Origin of the sequence: Streptomyces sp. NBC_00306, assembly GCF_036169555.1 — a bacterium.
In the GTDB taxonomy this organism is placed as follows: domain Bacteria; phylum Actinomycetota; class Actinomycetes; order Streptomycetales; family Streptomycetaceae; genus Streptomyces; species Streptomyces achmelvichensis.
The window spans coordinates 2,875,293-2,896,970 of sequence record NZ_CP108032.1 but is presented as its reverse complement, the minus strand read 5'-3'; the positions used below and the strand labels follow the sequence as shown (position 1 = coordinate 2,896,970).

The following is a 21,678-nucleotide window of genomic DNA, read 5'->3' as shown; positions in this document are numbered from 1 at the left end:
GGTAAGGCACCACAGTTGCGACGCCCGGAGAAGGGATCCAGCCCGTGAGACTGCCCGGAACGTTCCCCCGTCTGTTCGGTGCACTGCTCCTCGTCGGCGCGGCCGGCCTCGGCTGCATCGGCGCCCGTCCCGCACCGGCCCCCGCCGGCCACGCGCCCGACGCCCGACCGCTCGGCCAGATCGTCCCCGCGCCCGCGTCGGTGCGGCCCGCGGGGTCGCCGTACACGCTCACCCCCCTCACCCGCATCCGTGTCGACGGCTCCCGGGACGCGCGCCGGATCGGGGACTACCTCGCCGGGCTGCTGCGGCCGTCCACCGGCTACGCCCTGCCCGTCACCCGCGACGACCTCCCCGGCGGCATCCGGCTGCGGCTGCGCGCCTCGGAGCGGGCGCTCGGCGAGGAGGGCTACCGGCTGGAGTCCGCGCGCGGCGGGATCACCCTGACCGCCCGCAGGCCCGCGGGACTCTTCCACGCCGTCCAGACGCTGCGTCAGCTCCTGCCGGCCGCCGTGGAGAAGGACACCCGGCAGCGCGGCCCCTGGCAGGTCGCCGGCGGAACCGTCACCGACACCCCGCGGTTCGCCTACCGGGGCGCGATGCTCGATGTCGCCCGGCACTTCTTCACCGTCGACCAGGTCAAGCTCTACATCGACCGGATGGCGCTCTACAAGATCAACAAGCTGCATCTGCACCTCTCGGACGACCAGGGCTGGCGCATCGCCGTCGACTCCTGGCCCCGCCTCGCCACCTACGGCGGATCCACCCAGGTCGGCGGCGGGCCGGGCGGGTACTACACAAAGGCGCAGTACCGCGAGATCGTCGCGTACGCCGCCTCCCGCCACCTGGAGGTCGTCCCCGAGATCGACATGCCCGGGCACACGAACTCCGCGCTCGCCTCGTATGCCGAGCTCAACTGCAACGGCGTCGCGCCCCCGCTGTACACGGGCACGGCCGTCGGCTTCAGCTCGCTGTGCGCGCCGAAGGCGGTGACGTACGACTTCGTGGACGACGTGGTGCGCGAGCTGGCCGCGCTCACCCCCGGCCGCTATCTCCACATCGGGGGCGACGAGGCGCACTCCACGAGCCACGCGGACTATGTGACGTTCATGGACAAGGCTCAGGCGGTGGTCGGGAAGTACGGCAAGACCGTGGTCGGCTGGCACCAGCTGACCGGGGCGAAGCCGGTCGCCGGGGCCGTGGCGCAGTACTGGGGCTACGACGCGACGGGCGCCGCCGAACGCAAGCAGGTCGCGGACGCGGCGAAGAACGGCACCCGGCTGATCCTGTCGCCCGCGGACCGGGTCTACCTCGACATGAAGTACACCAAGGACACACCGCTCGGCCTGGCCTGGGCGGGACTGGTGGAGGTCCGGCGCTCCTACGACTGGGACCCGGCGACGTACCTGGACGGAGTGCCGCAGCAGGCGCTGCTCGGCGTCGAGGCGCCGCTGTGGACGGAGACGCTGTCCACCAGCGACCACCTCGAGTACATGGCGTTCCCCCGGCTGCCCGGCGTCGCCGAACTCGGCTGGTCACCGGCGTCCACGCACGACTGGGAGACGTACAAGGTGCGCCTCGCGGCGCAGGGGCCGAGGTTCACGGCCCTGGGGATCGACTACTACCGCTCGCCGCAGGTGCCTTGGCCGACGGGAGGCTGAGAAGGAGGGATGGGCGCCCGCGAGGGACCTCCCCCCAGCCTCCGGCCGGGGGGACCCCCACACGGGCGCCCGCTCGGTTCAGCGGGAGAAACGCGCGATCGGGTTCTCCAGGGTGCCGATCAGCTGGAGCGCCCCCGCCGGGTCGGCGAGGTCGACCATCTCCTTGTTGTTGCGCAGCTGGAGGCGGTTGAGGCAGGAGAGCGCGAACTCGTCGGTGAACATGTCGTACTCGCGGAACTTGTCCGCGAGGTGCGGCACCGACTCCTGGTAGGCGCGCACGCAGTCCGCGACCGCCCGCCAGAACGTCTCCTCGTCCAGGCGCCTCTCCGACACCAGCGCCGGCGCCAGGAAGCGCAGGAAGCAGTCGAAGACGTCCGTGAAGATGGAGAGCAGCTTCATGTCGTCCGGGACGTCCGCGCGGATGCGCTCGACCGCCGGCGGCAGTACCGCGTCCGGGTCCATCACCGCGATCTCCTCGGCGATGTCCTTGAAGACCGCGCGCTGCACGGCGCCGTTCTCGTCGAGGACGAGGATGACGTTCTCGCCGTGCGGCATGTAGACGAGGTCGTAGGCGTAGAAGCTGTGCAGCACGGGCGTGAGGTACGCGTGCAGATAGCCGCGCAGCCACTCCGCGGGCGCCAGGCCCGACTCGTCCATCAGCGCGCCCGCGAAGCTCGCGCCGTCGCGGTCGACATGGAGCAGGGAGGCCATGGTGGCCACCCGCTCGCCGTCCCGCAGCGTCGGCACCGGGCTCTCGCGCCACAGCGCGGCAAGCATCTTGCGGTACGGGGAGTACCGGTTCGTCGCGCGCTCGTACTGGCGGTGGTGGTAACCGATCGCCGCCCGCTCCCTGATGATCGAGAAGCGCGCCGCCTTGAGGACGTCGTCGCTGTCGACCAGGTGCGCGAGCCAGTCGTTGATCGCCGGGGTCGCCTCCATGTACGCCGCCGAAAGGCCGCGCATGAAGCCCATGTTGAGCACGGAGAGCGAGGTCTTCACATAGTGCTTGGCCGGCGAGGTCACATTGAAGAACGTGCGGATCGACTGCTGGGCCAGATACGCGTCGTCGCCGTTGCCGAGGCACACCAGCCGCTGCTGGGCGATCTCGGCGGCGAAGGTGACGGAGAGCTTGTTCCACCACTGCCACGGGTGCACGGGCAGCAGGAGGTAGTCGGCCATGTCGAGACCGAGGGAGTCCAGCTGCGCGGCGAAACGCGCGAGCTGGGCCTCACCGAGCTCGTCGCGCACCAGGGTCTCGTAGTCGAGCCCGGCGCCGGCCGTGAAGGTGGCGTGGTCGCGGCGGGCCGCCAGCCAGACCAGACGGACCTCGCTCGCGGTCTCCGGGGCGTACGAGAGGTACTCGTGCACACCGAAGCCGAGCCGGCCGTTGTTGGCCACGAAGCAGGGGTGGCCCTCGGTCATGCCCGTCTCGATCGCCTGGAACCCGGCGCCCGCCAGCTCGGCGGAGGTCATCGGCTTCTTGGCGAGCTTGTACGCGGTCCCGGAGAGTGTGGAGGAGATCTCCTCCAGATACACCGGGAGGATCTCGTCGCTCAGTCCCAGCGAGGTGCGCAGCTCGATGAAGAACTCCAGCGCGTCCAGCGGCTGTTCGGCCCCGTCGCGGTGGCGGGTGATCGAGTCGGCGCGGACCTGCCAGTGGTCGAGGGCGAACCGGCCTGCGGCGAAGCGGTACTCGGTCGCGGAGTCGTCGCTCAGGACCCGGTAGCGGCGCTCGCCCGCGCCCTCGGCTCCGCCGTCGAGCGCCTCGGGCGTCAGCAGCCGCTCGTGCGAGAACTCCGCGAGCGCCTTGCGGACGAGCTGCCGGTTCGCCTCTTCCCACAGTTCGGGCGTCAGATGTGCCACGGCGTCGGACAGGGTCATACCGTCACTCCTCGTGCAGCCATGAACTGGTCGCGGGTGCAGAAACTCAGCAGCGCGTCCTTCTCCGGCTTCTTGATCTCTCGTACGGGTACGAAACCGACGGCTTCGTTGAGCGCGTGCACGGCCGTGTTGCGCACGTCCGGTTCGACGACCACGCGCCGGGTCGACGGGTCCGCGAACAGCGTCTCCATCACCGCGGTGATCACGGCGCGGGTGAAGCCGTGTACCGGTGTGTCGGTCGGCGCGACCAGGAAGTGCATGCCGATATCGCCCGGCTCGGCCTCGTACAGGCCCTGGAGCTCCACGTACCGCGGGTCGTAGCGCTCCATCAGGAAGACGGGTTCGCCGTCGCTCAGCCCGATGAAGGCGTCGTGGTGCTCATGGGCGGCTATCGCCATGTACTCGCGCTCGACGTCCTGAAGTCTGGCGTCCTGCATCATCCAGTAGGCGGCCTTGGGATGGGTCACCCAGCCGTGCACCAGTTCGGCGTCGGCGAAAGGATCGAGCGGGCGGACGGTGAACGTCATACGGAGAACTCCTGGAACGCGATGGACTTTTCGACGGGGTAGTACTCGGACCCGAGCATCTCGCCGATGATGTAGGCGTTGCGGTACGCGCCCATGCCCAGGTCGGGCGAGGTGATCGAGTGCGTGTGCACGGCGGCGTTCTGAAGGAAGATCTCGCGGCCGGCGGTGTCGACCGAGTAGTTGCGGGCCACGTCGAAGCGGCCCTGCCCGTCCCTGCGGATGCGGTCGGAGACCGGGCCGAGGAACGCGGGCTGGACGTACTGGTAGCCCGTGGCCAGGACCAGGCCCTCGGTGTGCAGGTCGTAGTCCTTGCCCTGCTCCTCCTGGCGCAGCCCCAGGGTGTAGACGCCGTTCTCGTAGGAGGCACGGTGCAGGGCCGAGTTGGTCAGCAGTCGCGTCTGGACCGGGCCCGCCAGGTTCTTCTGGTAGAGCAGGTCGAAGATTGCGTCGATCAGCTCGCCGTCGATGCCCTTGAACAGCCCCTTCTGCTGGGACTCCAGGCGGTAGCGGGTGGCCTCGGGCAGCGCGTGGAAGTAGTCGATGTACTCCGGGGAGGTCATCTCCAGCGTCAGCTTGGTGTACTCCAGCGGGAAGAACCGCGGGGAGCGCGTGACCCAGTTGAGCCGGTAGCCGTGCACGTCGATCTCGGAGAGCAGGTCGTAGTAGATCTCCGCGGCGCTCTGGCCGCTGCCGACCAGCGTGATCGACTCCTTGCGCTGGAGCGCTTCCTTGTGGTCCAGGTAGCGCGAGTTGTGCAGCAGGTCGCCGTCCAGGCCCTGGCAGGGCTCGGGGATGTACGGCGGGGTGCCGGTGCCCAGCACGATGCGGCGGGTGTACAGCCGCTCACCGGCGTCGGTGTGGACGACGTACAGCCCGTCCTCGTGCTCCACACGGGTCACGGTGGTGCTGAAGCGGATGCTGCTCAGCTGCGCCGCGGCCCAGCGGCAGTAGTCGTTGTACTCCGTGCGCAGCGGATAGAAGTTCTCGCGGATGTAGAACGAGTACAGCCGTCCCTTGTCCTTCAGGTAGTTCAGGAAGGAGTAGGGCGAGGTCGGGTCCGCGAGGGTCACCAGGTCCGACATGAACGGCGTCTGGAGGTGGGCGCCTTCGAGGAACATCCCCGAGTGCCACTCGAAGTCCGGCTTGGACTCCAGGAACAGGCCGTTGAGCTCGTCGATCGGCTCGGTCAGGCAGGCGAGGCCGAGATTGAAGGGCCCGAGCCCGATGCCGATGAAGTCGTGGGGCTCACGGGGCTCATGAGACACGGACAAGGTTTTCTCCCAGGTACTGCTCGGCGTGGCCGGCGATCAGATCGAGTACGGCGGTGATGTCGTCGGCCGTCGTCTCGGGGTTGAGCAGGGTGAACTTGAGGTACTGGCGGCCGTTGACCTTGGTGCCCGCGACCACGGCCTCGCCGGAGGCGAACAGCGCCTTGCGGGCGTAGAGGTTGGCGCGGTCGATCTCGGTGGGGCTGGTGACGTCCTCCGGGATGTAGCGGTAGACCAGGGTCGAGAGCTGCGGCTGGACGACGACGTCGTAGCGCGGGTCGGCGGCGAGGATCTCCCAGCCCTTCGCGGCGAGGTCGCAGACCTCGTCGAAGAGCGACCCCACCCCGTCGGCGCCCATCACGCGCAGGGTCATCCACAGCTTGAGCGCGTCGAAACGGCGCGTGGTCTGGAGGGACTTGTCGACCTGGTTCGGGATCCTCTCCTCGACGGTGCGCCGGGGGTTGAGGTAGTCCGCGTGGTACGTGGCGTGGCTGAGCGTGGCCGCGTCCCGGACCAGCACCGCGGACGAACTCACGGGCTGGAAGAAGGACTTGTGGTAGTCGACGGTGACGGAGTCGGCGTGCTCGATGCCGTCCAGCAGGTGGCGCCGGGTGGGGGAGGCCAGCAGGCCGCAGCCGTACGCCGCGTCCACATGCATCCAGGTGCTGTACTGCTGGGCCAGCTCGGCGATCTCGGGCAGCGGGTCGATGGAGCCGAAGTCGGTGGTGCCGGCGGTGGCGACGATGGCCATGGGGACGAGTCCCTCGCGGGCGCAGCGCTCCAGTTCGGCGGCGAGGAAGAACGTCTGCATGCGCTTGTCGCGGTCGACGGGGACCGAGACGACGGCCTCGGGGCCGAGCCCGAGGAGCGTCGCGGACTTCTGCACGCTGAAGTGGCTGCACTCGGAGGAGAAGATGCGCAGCCGATCGAGGTCCGTGGTCTTGGCCTCCTGGCGGGCGAGCAGCAGTGCCTGGAGGTTGGACTGGGTGCCGCCGCTGGTGAAGACGCCGTCGGCGGCCTCACCGAGACCTATGCGCTGGGCGGTCCAGTCGATGAGACGGCGCTCGATCAGCGTGCCGCCCGCGCTCTGGTCCCAGGTGTCCAGCGAGGAGTTGACGGCCGAGAGCACGGCCTCGCCGAGGACGGCCGGGATGACGACGGGGCAGTTGAGGTGTCCGAGGTAGCGGGGGTGGTGGAAGTACACCGCGTCCCGCAGGTAGACCTGCTCCAGCTCGTCCAGGGCGGCGGAGGTGTCGCCGAGCGGCCGGTCGAGGTCGACGGCCGAGATCACCGGGGCGAGTTCGTCGGGTGTGACTCCGCTGAACGGCTGCCGGGTTCTTGCCAGTCGGCTCGCAACCCGGTCGACTCCTTCGGTGACCGAGAGCCGGTAGCTCTCGGCTGTCGCGTCGTTGAGCAGGTGCGAGCGCATGCAATGTCCTTCTGGATGCGGGGACTTGGTCACCCCTCGGAACGGGCGAGGGGGGCGAGTGGGCGACGTCGAAGTAAGGTTAGCCTAACCTAACTTCAGACACCAACCGACCCGCCCCCCTCAGGGGCCCCGCCAGTTATGGCGTTGCTCACGCCTCGTCGGCTGCCTCGGCGGGCTCCTCGCGCAGTCCGTCCTCGCTCACGCCGCGGCGCCAGTAGCCGACGAACGTCACCCGGCGGCGGTCCATCCCGCGCTCACCCACCAGATGGCGGCGCAGCGCCTTGACGCTGCCCGACTCCCCGGCGATCCATGCGTACCCGACGCCGTCGGGGAGTTCGGCCGCGCGGACCGCCTCCACGGCGGCCGGAGCGTTCTCCTCCCGCACCAGCCAGGTGATCTCGGCGTCCGCCGCGGTGGTGAGGTCCAGACGGTCGCCCGCGTGCGGAACCTCCAGCCAGACGTGCGCCCGGGTGCCGGCGGGCAGCCATTCGAGGATCGCCGCCGCGGCCGGCAGCGCCGTCTCGTCGCCCCAGATGAGCACCCAGTCGGTGTCCTGTGGCGGACGGCAGCGCACCGAGGTGTTGTCGGCGACCGCCGGGCCCAGCACCATCACCTTCTGTCCGGGCGCGGCCTGTTCGGCCCACCGGCAGGCCGGGCCGCCGTCCTCGTGGACGGCGAAGTCGATGTCGACCTCGCTGCTGCCGTCGCCGGCCCGGCGCTGTTCGCGCACCGTGTACGAGCGCATCACCGCGCGTACGTCGTCCGGCAGGGCGCGCCAGGCCGCGAACACCGCACTGCCGTCCCCCGCGTCGACCGGTACGACCGGGGCGTCCTGTCCCGGGTGCGGAAGGAAGAGGGACAGCGACTGGTCGCGGCCCCCGGCGGCGAAGTCCCTGAGTTCCTCACCGCCGAAGCTGACGCGGACCAGGGACGGGCCGAGCCGCCTCGTTCCGGTCACCTCCATGGGGAAGAAGCGGAAAGGGGCGGTCCCGGCCGTCGTCGTCATGGTCAGGCGACCTTCTTCGCGGTCTCGATGGCCTTGGCGAGGTCCTCCAGGATCGGCGCGCACTTGTCGTAGGAGTAGATCGGCTCCGTGACGCGCGGGATCACCTGGTTCGCCTTGACGGCGGGCAGCTTGGCCCAGGTCGGCTTCGCGGCGAGCGCGGCCGGCTGGAGGGCGGAGGAGCGGTTGTCCAGCATGATGATGTCGGCGCCGTACTTGTCGGCGTTCTCCCAGCTGAGCTCCTCGAAGAAGCCCTGGGCGTTCGCCTTGGGCTCGATGAACTTCACGCCCAGCTCCTGGAAGTACAGGGTGTCCGCGCTCGTCTTGGGGACCGAGACGTAGAACAGCTCGGCGCTGCCGGAGCCGATCAGGACCTTGATGCCGGGCTTCGACTTGGCGGCGGCGCGCAGCCGGGCCGCGGCCTTCTCGAAGCGGGTCTTGGCGGCGGCGGCCTTCGGGCCGGTGGTGTCACCGCCGAGGGACTTCGCGAGCTCCGCGTGCCGCTCCAGCGCCTTCTGCATGGTGGTCTCGGCCGCCCACAGCAGCACGCTGGGGGCCACCTTCATGATCTTGTCCTTGGACTGCGGCGGCACGTACCACGGGTCGTTCTTGGCCCACATGTTGGTGATGAGCACCTCGGGCGCGAGGGCCGCGTACTGCTCGATGTTGAACTCGCCGTAGACGTTGCCGATGACCTTGACCTTGTTCACATCGAGGTCGCCGGCCTGGACGTCCGCCTTGCCGTCCTTGGTCTTCGTCGGGCCGAACACGCCCTTGACCTCGACGCCGTAGTCGTGGAGCGCGGCGGCGGTGCCGGTGAAGGCGACGATGTTCTTCGGAACGGCCTTCAGCTCCACCTTGGTGCCGCGGTCGTCGGTGAAGCTCCAGGGGCCGGCCTTCTCGGCGGCCTTGCCCGACGCGTCCGACGAGTCGTCGCCGCCACAGGCGACGAGCGCGGCGCCGAGCCCGATGGCGCCGCCCGCGGCGAGGACTCCACGACGGGAGAGGTGGGAAGCTCGGGCGTTGGGCATGATGGTGTCGCTTTCGTATGTGCCGATCCGGCCATGGTCAGTTCGAGGGTAGGTTAGCCTAACCTCACAAGCTGTCCAGAGGCGGGTCCGGCCGATGACGGCGAACGGCCCTGCGCGCACCGGGCCGGCTCCGTGGCCCGGACATGGGGCGGCCTCCCCACCCCGGGAGAAACGGGGGAGGAGGCCGGTGCCCGTGCGTCAGCCCGTCAGGCCCAACTCCCGTGCGATCAGCATCCGCTGGACCTCGCTCGTGCCCTCGCCGATCTCCAGGATCTTCGAGTCACGCCACATCCTGGCCACCGGGTACTCGTTCATGAAGCCGTAGCCGCCGTGGATCTGCGTCGCCTCACGGGCGTTGTCCACCGCGACCGTCGAGGAGTACAGCTTCGCCAGCGCCGCCTCCTTCTTGAACGGCTCGCCCAGCACCAGCCGGGAGGCCGCGTCGCGCCAGCCGACGCGGGCCATGTGCGCCCGCATCTCCATGTCGGCGATCTTGAACTGGATCGCCTGGTTGGCGCCGATCGGGCGGCCGAAGGCGTGCCGCTCCTTGGCGTACTTCACCGACTCGTCCACACAGCCCTGGGCAAGGCCCGTCGCCAGCGCGGAGATGGCGATGCGCCCCTCGTCGAGGATGCGCAGGAACTGCGCGTAGCCGCGGCCCTCCTCGCCCAGCAGGTTCGCCAGCGGCACCCGGACGTTGTCGAAGGACAACTCGCGGGTGTCCGAGGCGTTCCAGCCGACCTTGGAGTAGGCCGGGGCGACCGTGAAGCCGGGCGTGCCGGACGGGACGATGATCGAGGAGATCTGCGGCTTGCCCTCCGGGCTGCGGCCGGTGACCGCGGTGACGGTGACCAGACCCGTGATGTCCGTACCGGAGTTGGTGATGAAGCACTTGGAGCCGTTGATCACCCACTCGTCGCCCTCGCGGACGGCCGTCGTGCGGGTACCGCCCGCGTCCGAGCCGGCGCCGGGCTCGGTCAGACCGAACGCGCCGAGCATCTCGCCCGCGCACAGACGCGGCAGCCACTCCTGCTTCTGCTCCTCGGTGCCGAAGCGGTAGACGGGCATCGCGCCGAGCGACACGCCCGCCTCCAGGGTGATCGCGACGGAGGAGTCCACGCGGGCCAGCTCCTCCAGGGCGATACCGAGGGCGAGATAGTCGCCGCCCATGCCGCCGTACTCCTCGGGGAAGGGCAGCCCGAACAGGCCCATACGGCCCATCTCGCGGACGATCTCGTACGGGAACTCGTGGCGCTCGTAGAAGTCGCCGATCTTGGGCGCGATCACGTCGTGCGCGAACTGCTCGACGGTACGGCGGAGTTCCTCGTGCTCGGCGGTGAGCCGGTGGTCCAGGGACATGGGTGTCACTCCTTGTGGGAGAGGGCGCGAACGGTGCGGGACGGACTGGGACGGCCCAGCCGTTCGGCCATCCACACGCTCGTGGCGGTGAGCAGGCCGAGATCGACCCCGGTTTCGATGCCGAGGCCGTGAAGCATCCATACGAGGTCTTCGGTGGCGAGGTTTCCGGTGGCGCTCTTCGCGTAGGGGCAGCCGCCGAGGCCGCCCGCGGACGCGTCGACGGTGGTCACGCCGTGCTGGAGCGCGGCGAGGGTGTTGGCCAGCGCCTGGCCGTAGGTGTCGTGGAAGTGCACGCCGATCGCGGAGGTGGGCACACCCTCCTCGTTGAGCTGGGCGAGCAGGGCCTGCACATGGCCCGGGGTCGCGACGCCGATGGTGTCGCCGAGGGACAGCTCGTCGCAGCCCAGGTCCATCAGCGCCTTCGCCACCCGCACGACCTGATGGACGGGGACCGGCCCCTCCCAAGGGTCGCCGAAGCACATGGAGAGATAGCCGCGGACATGGACCTTGTCGTCCTTGGCGCGGGCGACGACCGGCTCGAACATGGCGAGCGACTCGTCGACCGTGCGATTGAGGTTCCTGCGCGCGAAGGTCTCCGTCGCCGAGCCGAACACGGCGATACGACGGGCGCCGAGGGCGACGGCCCGGTCGAGACCGCGTTCGTTCGGGACGAGGACGGGCAGCGCGACGCCCGCGCTCCGGACGTCCTCCAGCTGCGGGAACAGCTGCTCCGCGTCGGCGAGTTGGGGGACCCACTTCGGGTGGACGAAGCTCGTCGCCTCGATCGTGGTGAGGCCGGCGGCGGCCAGGCGGTGGACGAACTCCGCCTTCACCTCGGTCGGCACGACCGTCTTCTCGTTCTGCAGCCCGTCGCGCGCGCCCACCTCGTGGATGCGCACCCGCGGCGGCAGATCCTGCGCGGGAACCTCCATGGGCAGTCCGTCAGCCACGGACGGCCTCCTCTCCGGCCTGCTCGGCATCCTCGTGCGGGGCGACCACGGCCAGCAGCTGGTCCATGGCCACCGTGGTCCCGGGGGTGACGTCCAGTTCGGTGACGATGCCGGCGTGCGGGGCGGAGATGACGTGCTCCATCTTCATGGCCTCGACCACGAGCAGGCTCTGCCCCGCGGCGACCTCGTCCCCGACGGCCACCTTCACCACCGTGACCGTCCCCGGCATGGGAGCGGCGAGCGTGTCGGCGCCGGCGTGCGCGGCGCCGCTGAGGGAGGCCGCGACGGGGTCGTGGTCCTGGACGTGCCAGGAGTCGCCGTCCCGCCCGAGCCAGACACCGTCCGGCGATGTGGCGAAGCTGAAGGTGTGGGTGACACCGTCCAGTTCCACCGTGACGCGGTCCGGCGTACGGGACACGATCCGCGCGGACCGGCCGGCCGGCTCGTCGCCCAGAGCGATCTCCGTGCCCGTGCCGGCCCCGCGGGTGCGGATGCGGACCGGGTCGTGGCCCGGGAGGCGGAAGTGGTGGACGGTCCAGGCGGGTACGCCGCCCAGACGCCAGCCGTCGGGGATGCCGAATGGGTCCACCCAGCCCGCCGCGGTGGGCGCCGGGCCGGGGGCCGCCGACAGCAGCGCCGCCGCCGCGCAGACCTCGTCCGGCACGCCCTCGGGAAGCAGCGTGGCGAGATCGCGCTCCACCAGGCCCGTGTCCAGGTCGCCGGAGACCACCGAGGGGTGGGCCAGCAGCCGGCGCAGGAAACCGGTGTTGGTGGGGACGCCGAGGATGACCGTGTCCGCGAGGGCACGGCGCAGCCGCGCGAGGGCCTCCGCCCGGTCGCGGCCGTGCACGATCACCTTCGACAGCATCGGGTCGTACGTACTGCCCACGTCCGTCCCGGCGGTCAGACCGGAGTCGGTGCGCACGCCGTCGCCGTGCGGTTCGTCCAGTGCCACCACGGTGCCGCCGGAGGGCAGGAAGCCGCGCGAGGGGTCCTCGGCGCAGATCCGCGCCTCCAGGGCGTGACCGGTGAGGGTGATGTCCTTCTGCTCGTACGGCAGTTGCTCGCCGGCCGCGACCCGCAGCTGCCACTCCACCAGGTCCAGCCCGGTGATGAGCTCGGTGACCGGGTGCTCGACCTGGAGACGGGTGTTCATCTCCATGAAGTAGTACGAGGACGGGTCGTTGCCCGGGACGATGAACTCGACCGTGCCCGCGCCCCGGTAGCCGCACGAGCGAGCCGCCTGGACGGCCGCCTCGCCCATGGCCGTACGGGTCTCCTCGTCGAGCAGGACGCTCGGCGCCTCCTCGATGATCTTCTGGTGGCGCCGTTGCAGCGAGCACTCCCGCTCGCCCAGGTGGATCACCCGGCCGTGGCCGTCCGCGAGCACCTGGATCTCGATGTGGCGGGGGCGGTCGATCCACCGCTCCACCAGGAGCGTGTCGTCGCCGAAGGAGGAGCGGGCCTCCCGCCGGGCCGCCGCGATCTCCTCGGCCAGCTGCGCCTCGTCGCGCACCAGCCGCATGCCCTTGCCGCCGCCGCCCGCGGAGGGCTTCAGCAGGACGGGCATACCGATCTCGCGGGCCGCGTCGGCCAGTTGATCATCCGTCAGACCGGACCCGGACGAGCCGGGTACGACGGGGACACCCGCCGTCCGTACCGTCTCCTTGGCCCGGATCTTGTCGCCCATCAGGGAGATGGCCGAGGCCGGCGGACCGATGAAGACGAGGCCCGCGTCCTCGCACGCCTGGGCGAAGCCCGCGTTCTCGGCGAGGAAGCCGTACCCCGGGTGGACCGCCTGCGCACCGGTGCGCGCGGCGGCCTCCAGCAGTCGCTCCACGGACAGATAGCTCTCGGCGGCGGCCGCCGGGCCGATACGGACCGCGGTGTCCGCCTCCCGCACATGGCGGGCGTCCGCGTCCGCGTCGCTGAAGACGGCGACCGAGCGCACGCCCATGGCGCGCAGGGTGCGGATGACCCGGACCGCGATCTCGCCCCGGTTGGCCACAAGGACTGTGTCGAACATCGTGTGGGGTCCCCTCACATCCGGAAGACGCCGAAGCCGGGCTGGGTGCCGTCGTTACGGTCCAGCGGGGCGTTGGCACAGGCGGTCAGGGCGAGTCCGAGCACCTGACGGGTCTCGAGCGGGTCGATCACGCCGTCGTCCCACAGCCGGGCCGTCGCGTAGTAGGCGTTGCCCTGCTGGTCGTACTGGGCGCGGATCGGGTCCTTGAACGCTTCCTCGTCCTCGGCCGGCCACTGATCGCCCCGGGCCTCCAACTGGTCGCGCTTGACGGTCGCGAGGACCGACGCGGCCTGCTCGCCGCCCATGACCGAGATCTTGGCGTTGGGCCACATCCACAGGAAGCGGGGGGAGTAGGCGCGGCCGCACATCGAGTAGTTGCCCGCTCCGTACGAACCGCCGACGACGACCGTCAGCTTCGGCACCCGGGTGCAGGCGACGGCCATCACCATCTTGGCGCCGTGCTTGGCGATGCCGCCCGCCTCGTACTCGCGGCCGACCATGAAGCCGGAGATGTTCTGGAGGAACAGCAGCGGGATGCCCCGCTGGTCGCACAGCTCGATGAAGTGCGCGCCCTTCTGGGCGGACTCGGAGAAGAGGATGCCGTTGTTGGCGACGATGCCGACCGGGTGACCGTGGATCCGGGCGAAGCCGGTGACCAGCGTCTGCCCGAACTCGGCCTTGAACTCCTGGAACCGGGAGCCGTCCACGAGCCGGGCGATGATCTCGCGCGCGTCGTAGGGCGTGCGGGAGTCGACCGGCACCGCGCCGTACAGCCCGGCCGGGTCGGCCTTCGGCTCCTCGGCCGGTTCGACCGACCAGGGCAGCGGGCCGCGCTCGGGGAGGGTGGCCACGATGTTCCGCACGATCCGCAGCGCGTGCGCGTCGTCCTCGGCGAGATGGTCGGTGACTCCGGAGACGCGGGAGTGCACCTCGCCGCCGCCGAGCTCCTCGGCCGTGACGACCTCACCGGTCGCGGCCTTCACCAGCGGCGGGCCGCCGAGGAAGATCGTCCCCTGGTTGCGGACGATCACGGCCTCGTCGCTCATCGCCGGGACGTACGCGCCGCCGGCGGTGCAGGAGCCGAGGACGGCCGCGATCTGCGGGACACCGGCGCCGGACAGCCGGGCCTGGTTGTAGAAGATCCGCCCGAAGTGCTCGCGGTCGGGGAAGACCTCGTCCTGCATGGGCAGGAAGGCGCCCCCGGAGTCCACGAGGTAGACGCAGGGCAGACGGTTCTCCAGCGCCACCTCCTGGGCGCGGAGGTGCTTCTTGACCGTCATCGGGTAGTAGGTGCCGCCCTTGACCGTGGCGTCGTTGGCGACGATCACCACCTCGCGGCCGCTGACCCGGCCGATACCGGCGATGACACCGGCGGCCGGTGCCTGGCCGTCGTACATCCCGTCGGCGGCGAGCGGAGCGATCTCCAGGAAGGGCGAACCCGGGTCGAGGAGGGTGTCCACGCGGTCGCGCGGCAACAGCTTGCCGCGGGCGGTGTGCCGGGCGCGGGCCTTCTCCCCGCCGCCGAGGCGGGCCGCGGCCAGCTTGGCGCGCAGGGCGTCGGCGAGCTCCTGATGTGCGACCTCATTGGCCTGCCAGGCCGGTGATGCGGGGTCTGCCGTGCTGGTCAGCACGGGTGCCTGCTGCATCGTGTCGAGCCCCCTTGCCCGTACGACTTTCGGTTAATGAGCGTTAACGCGTTTCCCTCAGGTTAACGAGCGCTAACTGTGTTGTCTAGAATCGGCTGCATGAGCACCAGGACGGATGCGCCGACCCGCCGCGAGCAGATCCTCAAAGAGGCCGCTCGCCTCTTCGCCGAGCGCGGGTTCCACGGCGTGGGGGTCGACGAGATAGGGGCGGCGGTCGGCATCAGCGGTCCCGGCCTGTACCGCCACTTCCCGGGCAAGGACGCGATGCTCGCCGAGCTCCTGGTGGGCATCAGCGAGCGGCTGCTGAGCGGGGGACGGCTGCGGGTCGAGGAGTCGCCGGCGGACCCCGAGGTGCTGCTGGCCGCGCTGATCGACGGCCATATCGACTTCGCCCTGGACGACCGCCCGCTGATCACCCTCCACGACCGCGAACTGGACCGGCTGCGCGACACCGACCGCAAGCTGGTGCGGCAGTTGCAGCGGCAGTACGTGGAGCTGTGGGTGACGGCGGTGCGCGAACTGCACCCGGAGGTGGCCGAGTCGGAGGCGCGTGCCGCGGTCCACGCGGTGTTCGGCCTGCTCAACTCGACACCGCACCTCGGCTCGTACGGCAGCGGTCTGCCCGGCCGGGCGGCGACCGAGACCCTGCTGCGGCGCCTCGCGCACGGAGCGTTCGCCTCGCTCACGGCCTGACGCGCGGGGCGCCCCGGCCGTCCGGGGTACGGGACGGCCCGCGCGGCGACGGCGGCTGACGGCACAATGGGAGGTATGCCGATACCCAGCCGTGCCGCCCTTGTCGATCATCTCGTCCGCACCCGTATCGCCGGAGACGTCGCCACACCGCGCGACAACAACCTCTCCCACTACCGCAAGCTCGCCAACGGCGACCGTCACTACTGGCTGGGTCTCGAGCTCGGCGACCGCTGGACGGACGAGCAGGACGTGCTGGCCGTCATGGCCGAGCGGTGCGGTGTCAACGACGATCCGCAGCACCGGACCGGGCAGGACACCATCGACCCGGAGCTGACCGTCGACGCCCTGGAGCGGATGGCCGGGCGGCTGCGCAAGGCCGTCGCCGGGCAGGAGCGCGTCCTGTTCGCGACCGGGCACCCGGGCGGGCTGCTCGACGTGCACCGGAGAACCGCGGACGCCCTGCGGGCGGCCGGCTGCGAGATCGTCCGGATTCCCGGCGGGCTCACCGCGGACGAGGGCATGGTCTTCCAGTTCGCCGACGTCGCCATGCTGGAGCGCGGGGCCACCCTGTGGCACACCCACTCCCCGGCGCCCATGGCCGCCATTCTCGACGGCCTGGAGCGCGAGGGCAGCCCGCAGCCCGACCTCGTGGTCGCCGACCACGGCTGGGCCGGCTGCGCGGGCCAGCGGGGGCTCGACTCCGTCGGGTACGCGGACTGCAACGACCCCGCGCTGTTCATCGGGGAGGCCGAGGGCACCCTCCAGGTGACCGTCCCGCTGGACGACCACGTCACGGACCCGCGGTTCTACGACCCGATGACCGAGTACCTGCTGGACGCCGCGGGGCTGGCGGGCCGGTAGGCAGGGCGGCCAGCAGCAGGGCGATCCCGGGCTGTCCTGGCCCCGCCGTCCGGGCCGGTCCGCGGGAGCCGCTGCCCGAGGTCAGCGGGGGACCCGCACCACGCCTTCCTGGATGACCGAGATGGCCAGCTGCCCGTCCTGGGTGTAGATGCGGGCCTGGCCGAGGCCGCGGCCGCCGGACGCCGACGGGGACTCCTGGTCGTACAGCAGCCACTCGTCCGCGCGGAACGGCCGGTGGAACCACATCGCGTGGTCCAGCGAGGCGCCCACCACGTCGCCGACCGCCCAGCCGCCGCGGCCGTGGGCCAGTAGCACCGAGTCGAGCAGCGTCATGTCGGAGACGTAGGTCGCGAGGCAGACGTGCAGCAGGGGGTCGTCGGCCAGCTTGCCGTTGGCGCGGAACCACACCTGGGATCGGGGCTTCCTCGGCTTGCCCACGCTGCCGTACGGCGGCGCGTCGACATAGCGCAGATCGACCGCGGCCCGTGCCTCCAGCATCCGCTCGACGATGCCGGGGTCGACGAAGTGCCCGGCGTACGCGGGCATGATCTCGGCCGCCGTCGGAAGCGTCTCGGGCGCGGGCGCGTCCGGCATCTCCGACTGGTGGTCGAGGCCCTCCTCGTACGTCTGGAAGGAGGCCGACAGATGGAAGATCGGCTGGCCGTGCTGGACGGCCACGACCCGGCGCGTGGTGAAGGAGCGGCCGTCACGGATGCGGTCGACCGTGTAGACGATCGGTGCGCCGGGGTCGCCCATCCGCAGGAAGTACGCGTGCAGGGAGTGCGCGGTGCGGTCGTCGGGGACGGTGCGGCCCGCGGCGACGAGCGCCTGGGCCGCGACCTGTCCGCCGAAGACCCGGGGCACGACCGCGGAACGGGACCGGCCCCGGAAGATGTCCTGCTCGATCTGCTCCAGGTCGAGCAGATCGAGCAGGTCGTCAAGTGCTGTGCTCATGGAAGGAAGGTAACTGCCCTACAGGCCCATGGACTTGGCGATGATCGACTTCATGACCTCGCTGGTGCCACCGTAGATGCGGTTGACGCGGTTGTCGGCGTACAGGCGCGCGATCGGGTACTCGTTCATGTAGCCGTAGCCGCCGTGCAGCTGGAGGCAGCGGTCGATCACGCGGTGCGCGACCTCGGTGCAGAACAGCTTCGCGGACGCGGCCTCGGCGGGGGACAGCTCGCCCGCGTCGAGGGCCTCCAGGGCGCGGTCGGCGACCGCCTCGGCGGCGTCCACCTCGGCCTGGCAGGCGGCCAGCTCGAACTTGGTGTTCTGGAAGGACGCGACCGGCTTGCCGAAGACCGTGCGGTCCTGGACGTACTGCTGGGCGAACCGGACGGCGGCCTTGGCCTGCGCGTACGCACCGAAGGCGATGCCCCAGCGCTCGGACGGCAGGTTCTGGCCGAGGTAGTAGAAGCCCTTGTTCTCCTCGCCGAGGAGGTCCTCGACGGGGACCTTGACGTCGACGAAGGCCAGCTCGGCGGTGTCGGAGACCTTCAGGCCGAGCTTGTCGAGCTTGCGGCCCACCGAGTAGCCCGCGGACTTGGCGTCCACCGCGAACAGGGAGATGCCGAAGCGGCGGTCGTCCCCGCGGGGCGCGGACGTACGGGCGCAGACGATCACACGGTCGGCGTGCACGCCGCCGGTGATGAAGGTCTTGGCGCCGTTGAGGACGTAGTGGCTGCCGTCCTCGGAGAGCTTGGCGGTGGTCTTCATGCCCGCGACGTCGGAGCCGGTGCCCGGCTCGGTCATCGCCAGCGCCCACATCTCCTCGCCGGTGGCGAACTTCGGCAGGAAGCGCTTCTTCTGCTCGTCGGAGGCGAGCATCTTGATGTACGGAAGGCCGAGCAGCACGTGCACACCGGAGCCGCCGAACGAGACGCCCGCGCGGGCCGTCTCCTCGTACATCACGGCCTCGTACTTGTGCGACTCGATGCCGGCGCCGCCGTGCTCCTCGTCGACGCGGATGCCGAAGACGCCCAGCTCACCGAGCTTGTGGTAGAAGTCGCGCGGTGCCTGACCGGCGGCGAACCACTCGTCGTAGACCGGAACGACCTCGGCTTCGATGAAGGCCCGGATGGTCTCCCGGAACGCCTCGTGGTCCTCGTTGAAAACGGTGCGGCGCACGGGACGCCCTCCTTCGTCGATTGTCTAAGCGCTTGCTCAGGCTAAGTTACCGGGCGGTTGTCAAGCCTGTCCAGGGCGGTCCCGCGGTGGTCGCGCACATCACACACCGCGCCGCCCGGCGCGCCTCAGAGCCAGCGCAGCGCGAACCACAGCTCCATCCGTACGTCCGCGTCGTCCAGGTCCTCGTCCAGCAGCGCCGCGCAGCGGCTGATCCGCTGGCGCACCGTGTTGCGGTGGACCTCCATCGCGGCGGCCGTACGGTCCCAGCTGCCGTGCAGCGAGAGCCAGCTGCGCAGGGTCTCCACCAGGGCGGGGGAGTCCGCGAGCGGGGCGAGGCGCAGCCGGGCGTGGGTCGCCGCTTCCTCGGGGGAGAGCAGTGCGGCGAGCGAGGTGCCGCGATGGCGCACCAGCTCGCTGCGGGTGGCCATGGCCCGGTGCAGCGCCCGCGCCGCGCGGGTGTCGGCGGCTCCGAGATCCTGCGGGGCCACGGGGTCGCTCACGCCGAGGACCCAGCCCGGCTGGGCGGTCACCTCGCGGCCGGCCGGCAGCAGGATGCGTACCGTGCCGTCGCCCGCCGGATCCACGAGCGCGCTGCCGAGGGCGGCTCCCAGCGCGGACGCGTCGAAGGGGGTGCCGCGCCCGCCGCGCGCGTGCACCACGGTCCACCGCTCGGCCCCGAGCAGCGGCGCGGCCTCCGCGGGCCCGGCTCCCAGCAGCAGCCGTACAAGGGCCGCGCTGCGGCCCGTCGCGTCGACGCCCTGGTGGGGCGCGGTGAGCAGGGACAGCAGCACGACGGCGACCCCGGCGACGGTGTGGTCACCCGGCTCACGCCCGGGGGCGCAGAGCCCGAGGACGAGCCCCTGACTGCCGCCGAGGGCGTACGCGGCGAGGTGGATGCCGTCGACGGTGTCGCTGGCGGAGCTCGGCGCGGGCCGTGCACTGCCCTCCGCGGCCTCCGGCACAGGCGGGCTGCCCGGGCCCACCACGCCGGCGAGCCGCGCCAGGGCCCGGCGGGCCCCCGGGGACGGGGCGCGGCCGGCGGCCGACAGCTCCGTACCGTCCGCGGCCAGCAGCACGGCCTGGCCGCCGACCCGGGACGCCAGCTGGGTGAGGACGGCCGGGACCGGGTCCGGGCGGGCGGCCGCCGCGGCCAGGCCCTGCTGTGCCTGTGTCACCCTCCGCAGCTCGCGATGGCGTGCCTCCGCCATCAACCGCCACACCGCCCGGGCCACGGCCGTGAAGGTGGTCGGCGGCGGCACCTCCAGCAGCGGCAGGCCGTGCCGGTCGCACGCCTCGACCAGCTCGGCGGGCACCGTGTCGTACACCGGCGTGACGCCGAAACCGAGCGCCGCCGCCCCCGCCGCGACGATGCGCGAGACGTAGCGGTCGGGATCCTCCAGCAGTACGCCCGCGCTGAGCAGCAGTTCTCCGCCGAGCAGATACGGATAGGGATCCGCCATCTCGGAGGTGTGCACCATGTGGATGACCGCACCGGGCTCCCGCGGCCCGGCGATCTGGCGCAGGCCGAGATCCTCACGCGCCAGCAGTGCGGTCAGCGGGACCGGTGGGGTGGGAGGTGCCGCTGCGGTCTCCGGCATGGACAGTCCATCCATAGACGAGGTCGACAATGGATGAAACGTACACTTCAGCGTTTCTTTCCGGCCACCTAGCGTCAGCTGTCGACAAGACCTGAGGACCCGGGGGACGAGACGGAGGGAAAGCCGATGGCTGTCGACTACGCAGTGATCGTCGTCTATCTGGCCGGCATGCTCGGCATGGGCTGGTGGGGCATGCGCCGCGCCAAGTCCAAGAGTGAGTTCCTGGTCGCGGGCCGCCGCCTCGGCCCCACGATGTACTCGGGCACCATGGCCGCCATCGTCCTCGGCGGCGCCTCGACCATCGGCGGCGTCGGCCTCGGCTACAAGTACGGCCTCTCCGGCGCCTGGATGGTCTTCACCATCGGTCTCGGCCTGCTCGCGCTCTCCGTGTTCTTCTCCGCGCGGATCGCCCGGCTGAAGGTCTACACCGTCTCCGAGATGCTCGACCTGCGCTACGGCGGCCGGGCGGGCCTCATCTCCGGTGTCGTGATGTGGGCGTACACCCTGATGCTGGCGGTCACCTCGACCATCGCCTACGCCACGATCTTCGACGTCCTGTTCGACATCAACCGCACCGCGTCGATCATCCTCGGCGGCGCGATCGTCGTCGCGTACTCCACGCTCGGCGGCATGTGGTCGATCACCCTCACCGACATGGTGCAGTTCGTCGTGAAGACGATCGGTGTGCTGCTGCTCCTGCTGCCCATCGCGGTGGTCAAGGCCGGCGGCTTCAGCGAGATGAAGGCCAAGCTGCCCACCGAGTACTTCGACCCGCTGGGCATCGGCGGCGAGACGATCTTCACGTACGTCCTGATCTACACCTTCGGCATGCTGATCGGCCAGGACATCTGGCAGCGGGTGTTCACCGCGCGCAGCGACAAGGTCGCCCGCTACGGCGGCACCGTCGCCGGTACCTACTGCCTCGTCTACGCCCTCGCCGGCGCCGTGATCGGCACCGCGGCCAAGGTCCTCTACCCGAAGCTGCCCAACGCCGACGACGCCTTCGCGACCATCGTCAAGGACGAACTGCCCATGGGTGTGCGCGGTCTGGTGCTCGCCGCCGCCCTCGCCGCCGTCATGTCGACGTCGTCCGGCGCGCTCATCGCCTGCGCCACCGTCGCCAACAACGACATCTGGTCGCGGCTGCGGGGGCTCACCTCGCGCGGCGCCAAGGAACACGGCGAGGCCGACGAGGTCAAGGACAACCGCATGTTCATCCTGGCCATGGGCATCGCGGTCATCTGTATCGCCATCGCCCTGAACAACGTCGTCGAGGCCCTCACCGTCGCCTACAACCTGCTCGTCGGCGGGCTGCTGGTGCCGATCCTCGGCGGGCTGCTGTGGAAGCGCGGCACGGTCGCCGGCGCGCTGGCCGCGGTGATCGTCGGCGGTCTCTCGGTCATCGGTCTGATGGCGACGTACGGCATCCTCGCCAACGAGCCCATCTACTACGGGCTGCTCGCCTCGCTCGCGGTCTACATCGTCGTGAGCCTCGTGACCCCGCCGACCGACGAGGCGACGCTCGCGAACTGGCGCGAGCGGCTGGCGGGCCGCGGCGGCGAGGAAGAGACACCGGCCGAGGCCGCTCCGGTCCCCAGCTAAAGTCGTAACCGCAACG

Annotated in this window: 17 protein-coding genes; 4 read left to right on the top strand and 13 right to left on the bottom strand. The window is 70.8% G+C overall.

Annotated features, from left to right (window positions below):
• Positions 1-44: 44 nt before the first annotated feature.
• Positions 45-1,658 carry a beta-N-acetylhexosaminidase gene (locus tag OHA05_RS12720; RefSeq protein ID WP_328860639.1) on the top strand — a complete coding sequence of 538 codons (1,614 nt, stop codon included), beginning with the start codon at positions 45-47 and terminating at the stop codon, positions 1,656-1,658.
• 78 nt (positions 1,659-1,736) lie between these two features.
• On the opposite strand, the gene OHA05_RS12715 is transcribed toward OHA05_RS12720, so the two are convergent.
• The 10 genes from OHA05_RS12715 to OHA05_RS12670 all read right to left on the bottom strand — a co-directional run bounded on the left by OHA05_RS12715 (position 1,737) and on the right by OHA05_RS12670 (position 14,778).
• Entirely contained in the window at positions 1,737-3,539 is a 1,803-nt protein-coding gene (locus OHA05_RS12715) for an IucA/IucC family protein (protein WP_328860638.1), read from the bottom strand.
• Positions 3,536-4,066, bottom strand: coding sequence for a GNAT family N-acetyltransferase (locus OHA05_RS12710; protein WP_328860637.1), 531 nt, complete (start codon positions 4,064-4,066; stop codon positions 3,536-3,538). The genes OHA05_RS12715 and OHA05_RS12710 overlap by 4 nt, the downstream gene beginning before the upstream one ends.
• The gene (locus OHA05_RS12705) at positions 4,063-5,337 is read right to left on the bottom strand and encodes a lysine N(6)-hydroxylase/L-ornithine N(5)-oxygenase family protein (RefSeq protein WP_413777771.1); all 1,275 of its coding nucleotides are present in this window, start codon (positions 5,335-5,337) and stop codon (positions 4,063-4,065) included. Before OHA05_RS12705 ends, OHA05_RS12710 begins: the two co-directional genes overlap by 4 nt.
• Entirely contained in the window at positions 5,321-6,763 is a 1,443-nt protein-coding gene (locus OHA05_RS12700; protein WP_328860636.1) for a pyridoxal phosphate-dependent decarboxylase family protein, read from the bottom strand. Before OHA05_RS12700 ends, OHA05_RS12705 begins: the two co-directional genes overlap by 17 nt.
• 148 nt (positions 6,764-6,911) lie before the next feature.
• Positions 6,912-7,769 (bottom strand): siderophore-interacting protein, encoded by an 858-nt coding sequence (locus OHA05_RS12695; RefSeq protein ID WP_328860635.1) that lies wholly within the window; start codon positions 7,767-7,769, stop codon positions 6,912-6,914.
• 2 nt (positions 7,770-7,771) lie between these two features.
• Entirely contained in the window at positions 7,772-8,797 is a 1,026-nt protein-coding gene (locus OHA05_RS12690; RefSeq protein WP_313946202.1) for an ABC transporter substrate-binding protein, read from the bottom strand.
• Between the two features lie 198 nt (positions 8,798-8,995).
• Complete coding sequence (locus OHA05_RS12685; protein ID WP_313946203.1) at positions 8,996-10,156, bottom strand: acyl-CoA dehydrogenase family protein; 1,161 nt, start codon at positions 10,154-10,156, stop codon at positions 8,996-8,998.
• A gap of 5 nt (positions 10,157-10,161) precedes the next feature.
• Positions 10,162-11,088: a hydroxymethylglutaryl-CoA lyase gene (locus OHA05_RS12680; protein ID WP_328863373.1), complete on the bottom strand. Its 927-nt coding sequence runs from the start codon at positions 11,086-11,088 to the stop codon at positions 10,162-10,164.
• Between the two features lie 10 nt (positions 11,089-11,098).
• On the bottom strand, positions 11,099-13,132 hold the full coding sequence (locus OHA05_RS12675; RefSeq protein ID WP_328860634.1) for an acetyl/propionyl/methylcrotonyl-CoA carboxylase subunit alpha: 2,034 nt from the start codon (positions 13,130-13,132) through the stop codon (positions 11,099-11,101).
• Between the two features lie 14 nt (positions 13,133-13,146).
• On the bottom strand, positions 13,147-14,778 hold the full coding sequence (locus tag OHA05_RS12670; protein WP_328860633.1) for a carboxyl transferase domain-containing protein: 1,632 nt from the start codon (positions 14,776-14,778) through the stop codon (positions 13,147-13,149).
• A gap of 99 nt (positions 14,779-14,877) precedes the next feature.
• Here OHA05_RS12670 and OHA05_RS12665 point away from each other — a divergent pair, with 99 nt between their 5' ends.
• Complete coding sequence (locus OHA05_RS12665; RefSeq protein WP_327684015.1) at positions 14,878-15,471, top strand: SACE_7040 family transcriptional regulator; 594 nt, start codon at positions 14,878-14,880, stop codon at positions 15,469-15,471.
• A 75-nt stretch (positions 15,472-15,546) separates the two neighbouring features.
• Complete coding sequence (locus tag OHA05_RS12660) at positions 15,547-16,332, top strand: phosphatase (RefSeq protein ID WP_313946207.1); 786 nt, start codon at positions 15,547-15,549, stop codon at positions 16,330-16,332.
• Positions 16,333-16,413: 81 nt separating this feature from the next.
• On the opposite strand, the gene tesB is transcribed toward OHA05_RS12660, so the two are convergent.
• The 3 genes from tesB to OHA05_RS12645 form a co-directional block, all read right to left on the bottom strand.
• Complete coding sequence (tesB, locus tag OHA05_RS12655) at positions 16,414-17,286, bottom strand: acyl-CoA thioesterase II (RefSeq protein ID WP_313946208.1); 873 nt, start codon at positions 17,284-17,286, stop codon at positions 16,414-16,416.
• Positions 17,287-17,304: 18 nt separating this feature from the next.
• The gene (locus tag OHA05_RS12650) at positions 17,305-18,462 is read right to left on the bottom strand and encodes an acyl-CoA dehydrogenase family protein (protein WP_328860632.1); all 1,158 of its coding nucleotides are present in this window, start codon (positions 18,460-18,462) and stop codon (positions 17,305-17,307) included.
• A 125-nt stretch (positions 18,463-18,587) separates the two neighbouring features.
• Complete coding sequence (locus OHA05_RS12645; protein WP_328860631.1) at positions 18,588-20,060, bottom strand: PucR family transcriptional regulator ligand-binding domain-containing protein; 1,473 nt, start codon at positions 20,058-20,060, stop codon at positions 18,588-18,590.
• A gap of 126 nt (positions 20,061-20,186) precedes the next feature.
• Here OHA05_RS12645 and OHA05_RS12640 point away from each other — a divergent pair, with 126 nt between their 5' ends.
• Positions 20,187-21,662, top strand: a complete 1,476-nt coding sequence (locus tag OHA05_RS12640; RefSeq protein WP_313946211.1) for a sodium:solute symporter — start codon at positions 20,187-20,189, stop codon at positions 21,660-21,662.
• Positions 21,663-21,678: the final 16 nt, after the last annotated feature.

Bases quoted from the DNA above. Each gene is read 5' to 3' on its own strand.
- OHA05_RS12715 (WP_328860638.1), bottom strand. From the start codon at position 3,539: ATGACCCTGTCCGACGCCGTGGCACATCTGACGCCCGAACTGTGGGAA.
- OHA05_RS12710 (WP_328860637.1), bottom strand. From the start codon at position 4,066: ATGACGTTCACCGTCCGCCCGCTCGATCCTTTCGCCGACGCCGAACTG.
- OHA05_RS12700 (WP_328860636.1), bottom strand. From the start codon at position 6,763: ATGCGCTCGCACCTGCTCAACGACGCGACAGCCGAGAGCTACCGGCTC.
- OHA05_RS12695 (WP_328860635.1), bottom strand. From the start codon at position 7,769: ATGACGACGACGGCCGGGACCGCCCCTTTCCGCTTCTTCCCCATGGAG.
- OHA05_RS12690 (WP_313946202.1), bottom strand. From the start codon at position 8,797: ATGCCCAACGCCCGAGCTTCCCACCTCTCCCGTCGTGGAGTCCTCGCC.
- OHA05_RS12685 (WP_313946203.1), bottom strand. From the start codon at position 10,156: ATGTCCCTGGACCACCGGCTCACCGCCGAGCACGAGGAACTCCGCCGT.
- OHA05_RS12680 (WP_328863373.1), bottom strand. From the start codon at position 11,088: ATGGAGGTTCCCGCGCAGGATCTGCCGCCGCGGGTGCGCATCCACGAG.
- OHA05_RS12675 (WP_328860634.1), bottom strand. From the start codon at position 13,132: ATGTTCGACACAGTCCTTGTGGCCAACCGGGGCGAGATCGCGGTCCGG.
- OHA05_RS12670 (WP_328860633.1), bottom strand. From the start codon at position 14,778: ATGCAGCAGGCACCCGTGCTGACCAGCACGGCAGACCCCGCATCACCG.
- OHA05_RS12665 (WP_327684015.1), top strand. From the start codon at position 14,878: ATGAGCACCAGGACGGATGCGCCGACCCGCCGCGAGCAGATCCTCAAA.
- OHA05_RS12660 (WP_313946207.1), top strand. From the start codon at position 15,547: ATGCCGATACCCAGCCGTGCCGCCCTTGTCGATCATCTCGTCCGCACC.
- tesB (WP_313946208.1), bottom strand. From the start codon at position 17,286: ATGAGCACAGCACTTGACGACCTGCTCGATCTGCTCGACCTGGAGCAG.
- OHA05_RS12645 (WP_328860631.1), bottom strand. From the start codon at position 20,060: ATGCCGGAGACCGCAGCGGCACCTCCCACCCCACCGGTCCCGCTGACC.
- OHA05_RS12640 (WP_313946211.1), top strand. From the start codon at position 20,187: ATGGCTGTCGACTACGCAGTGATCGTCGTCTATCTGGCCGGCATGCTC.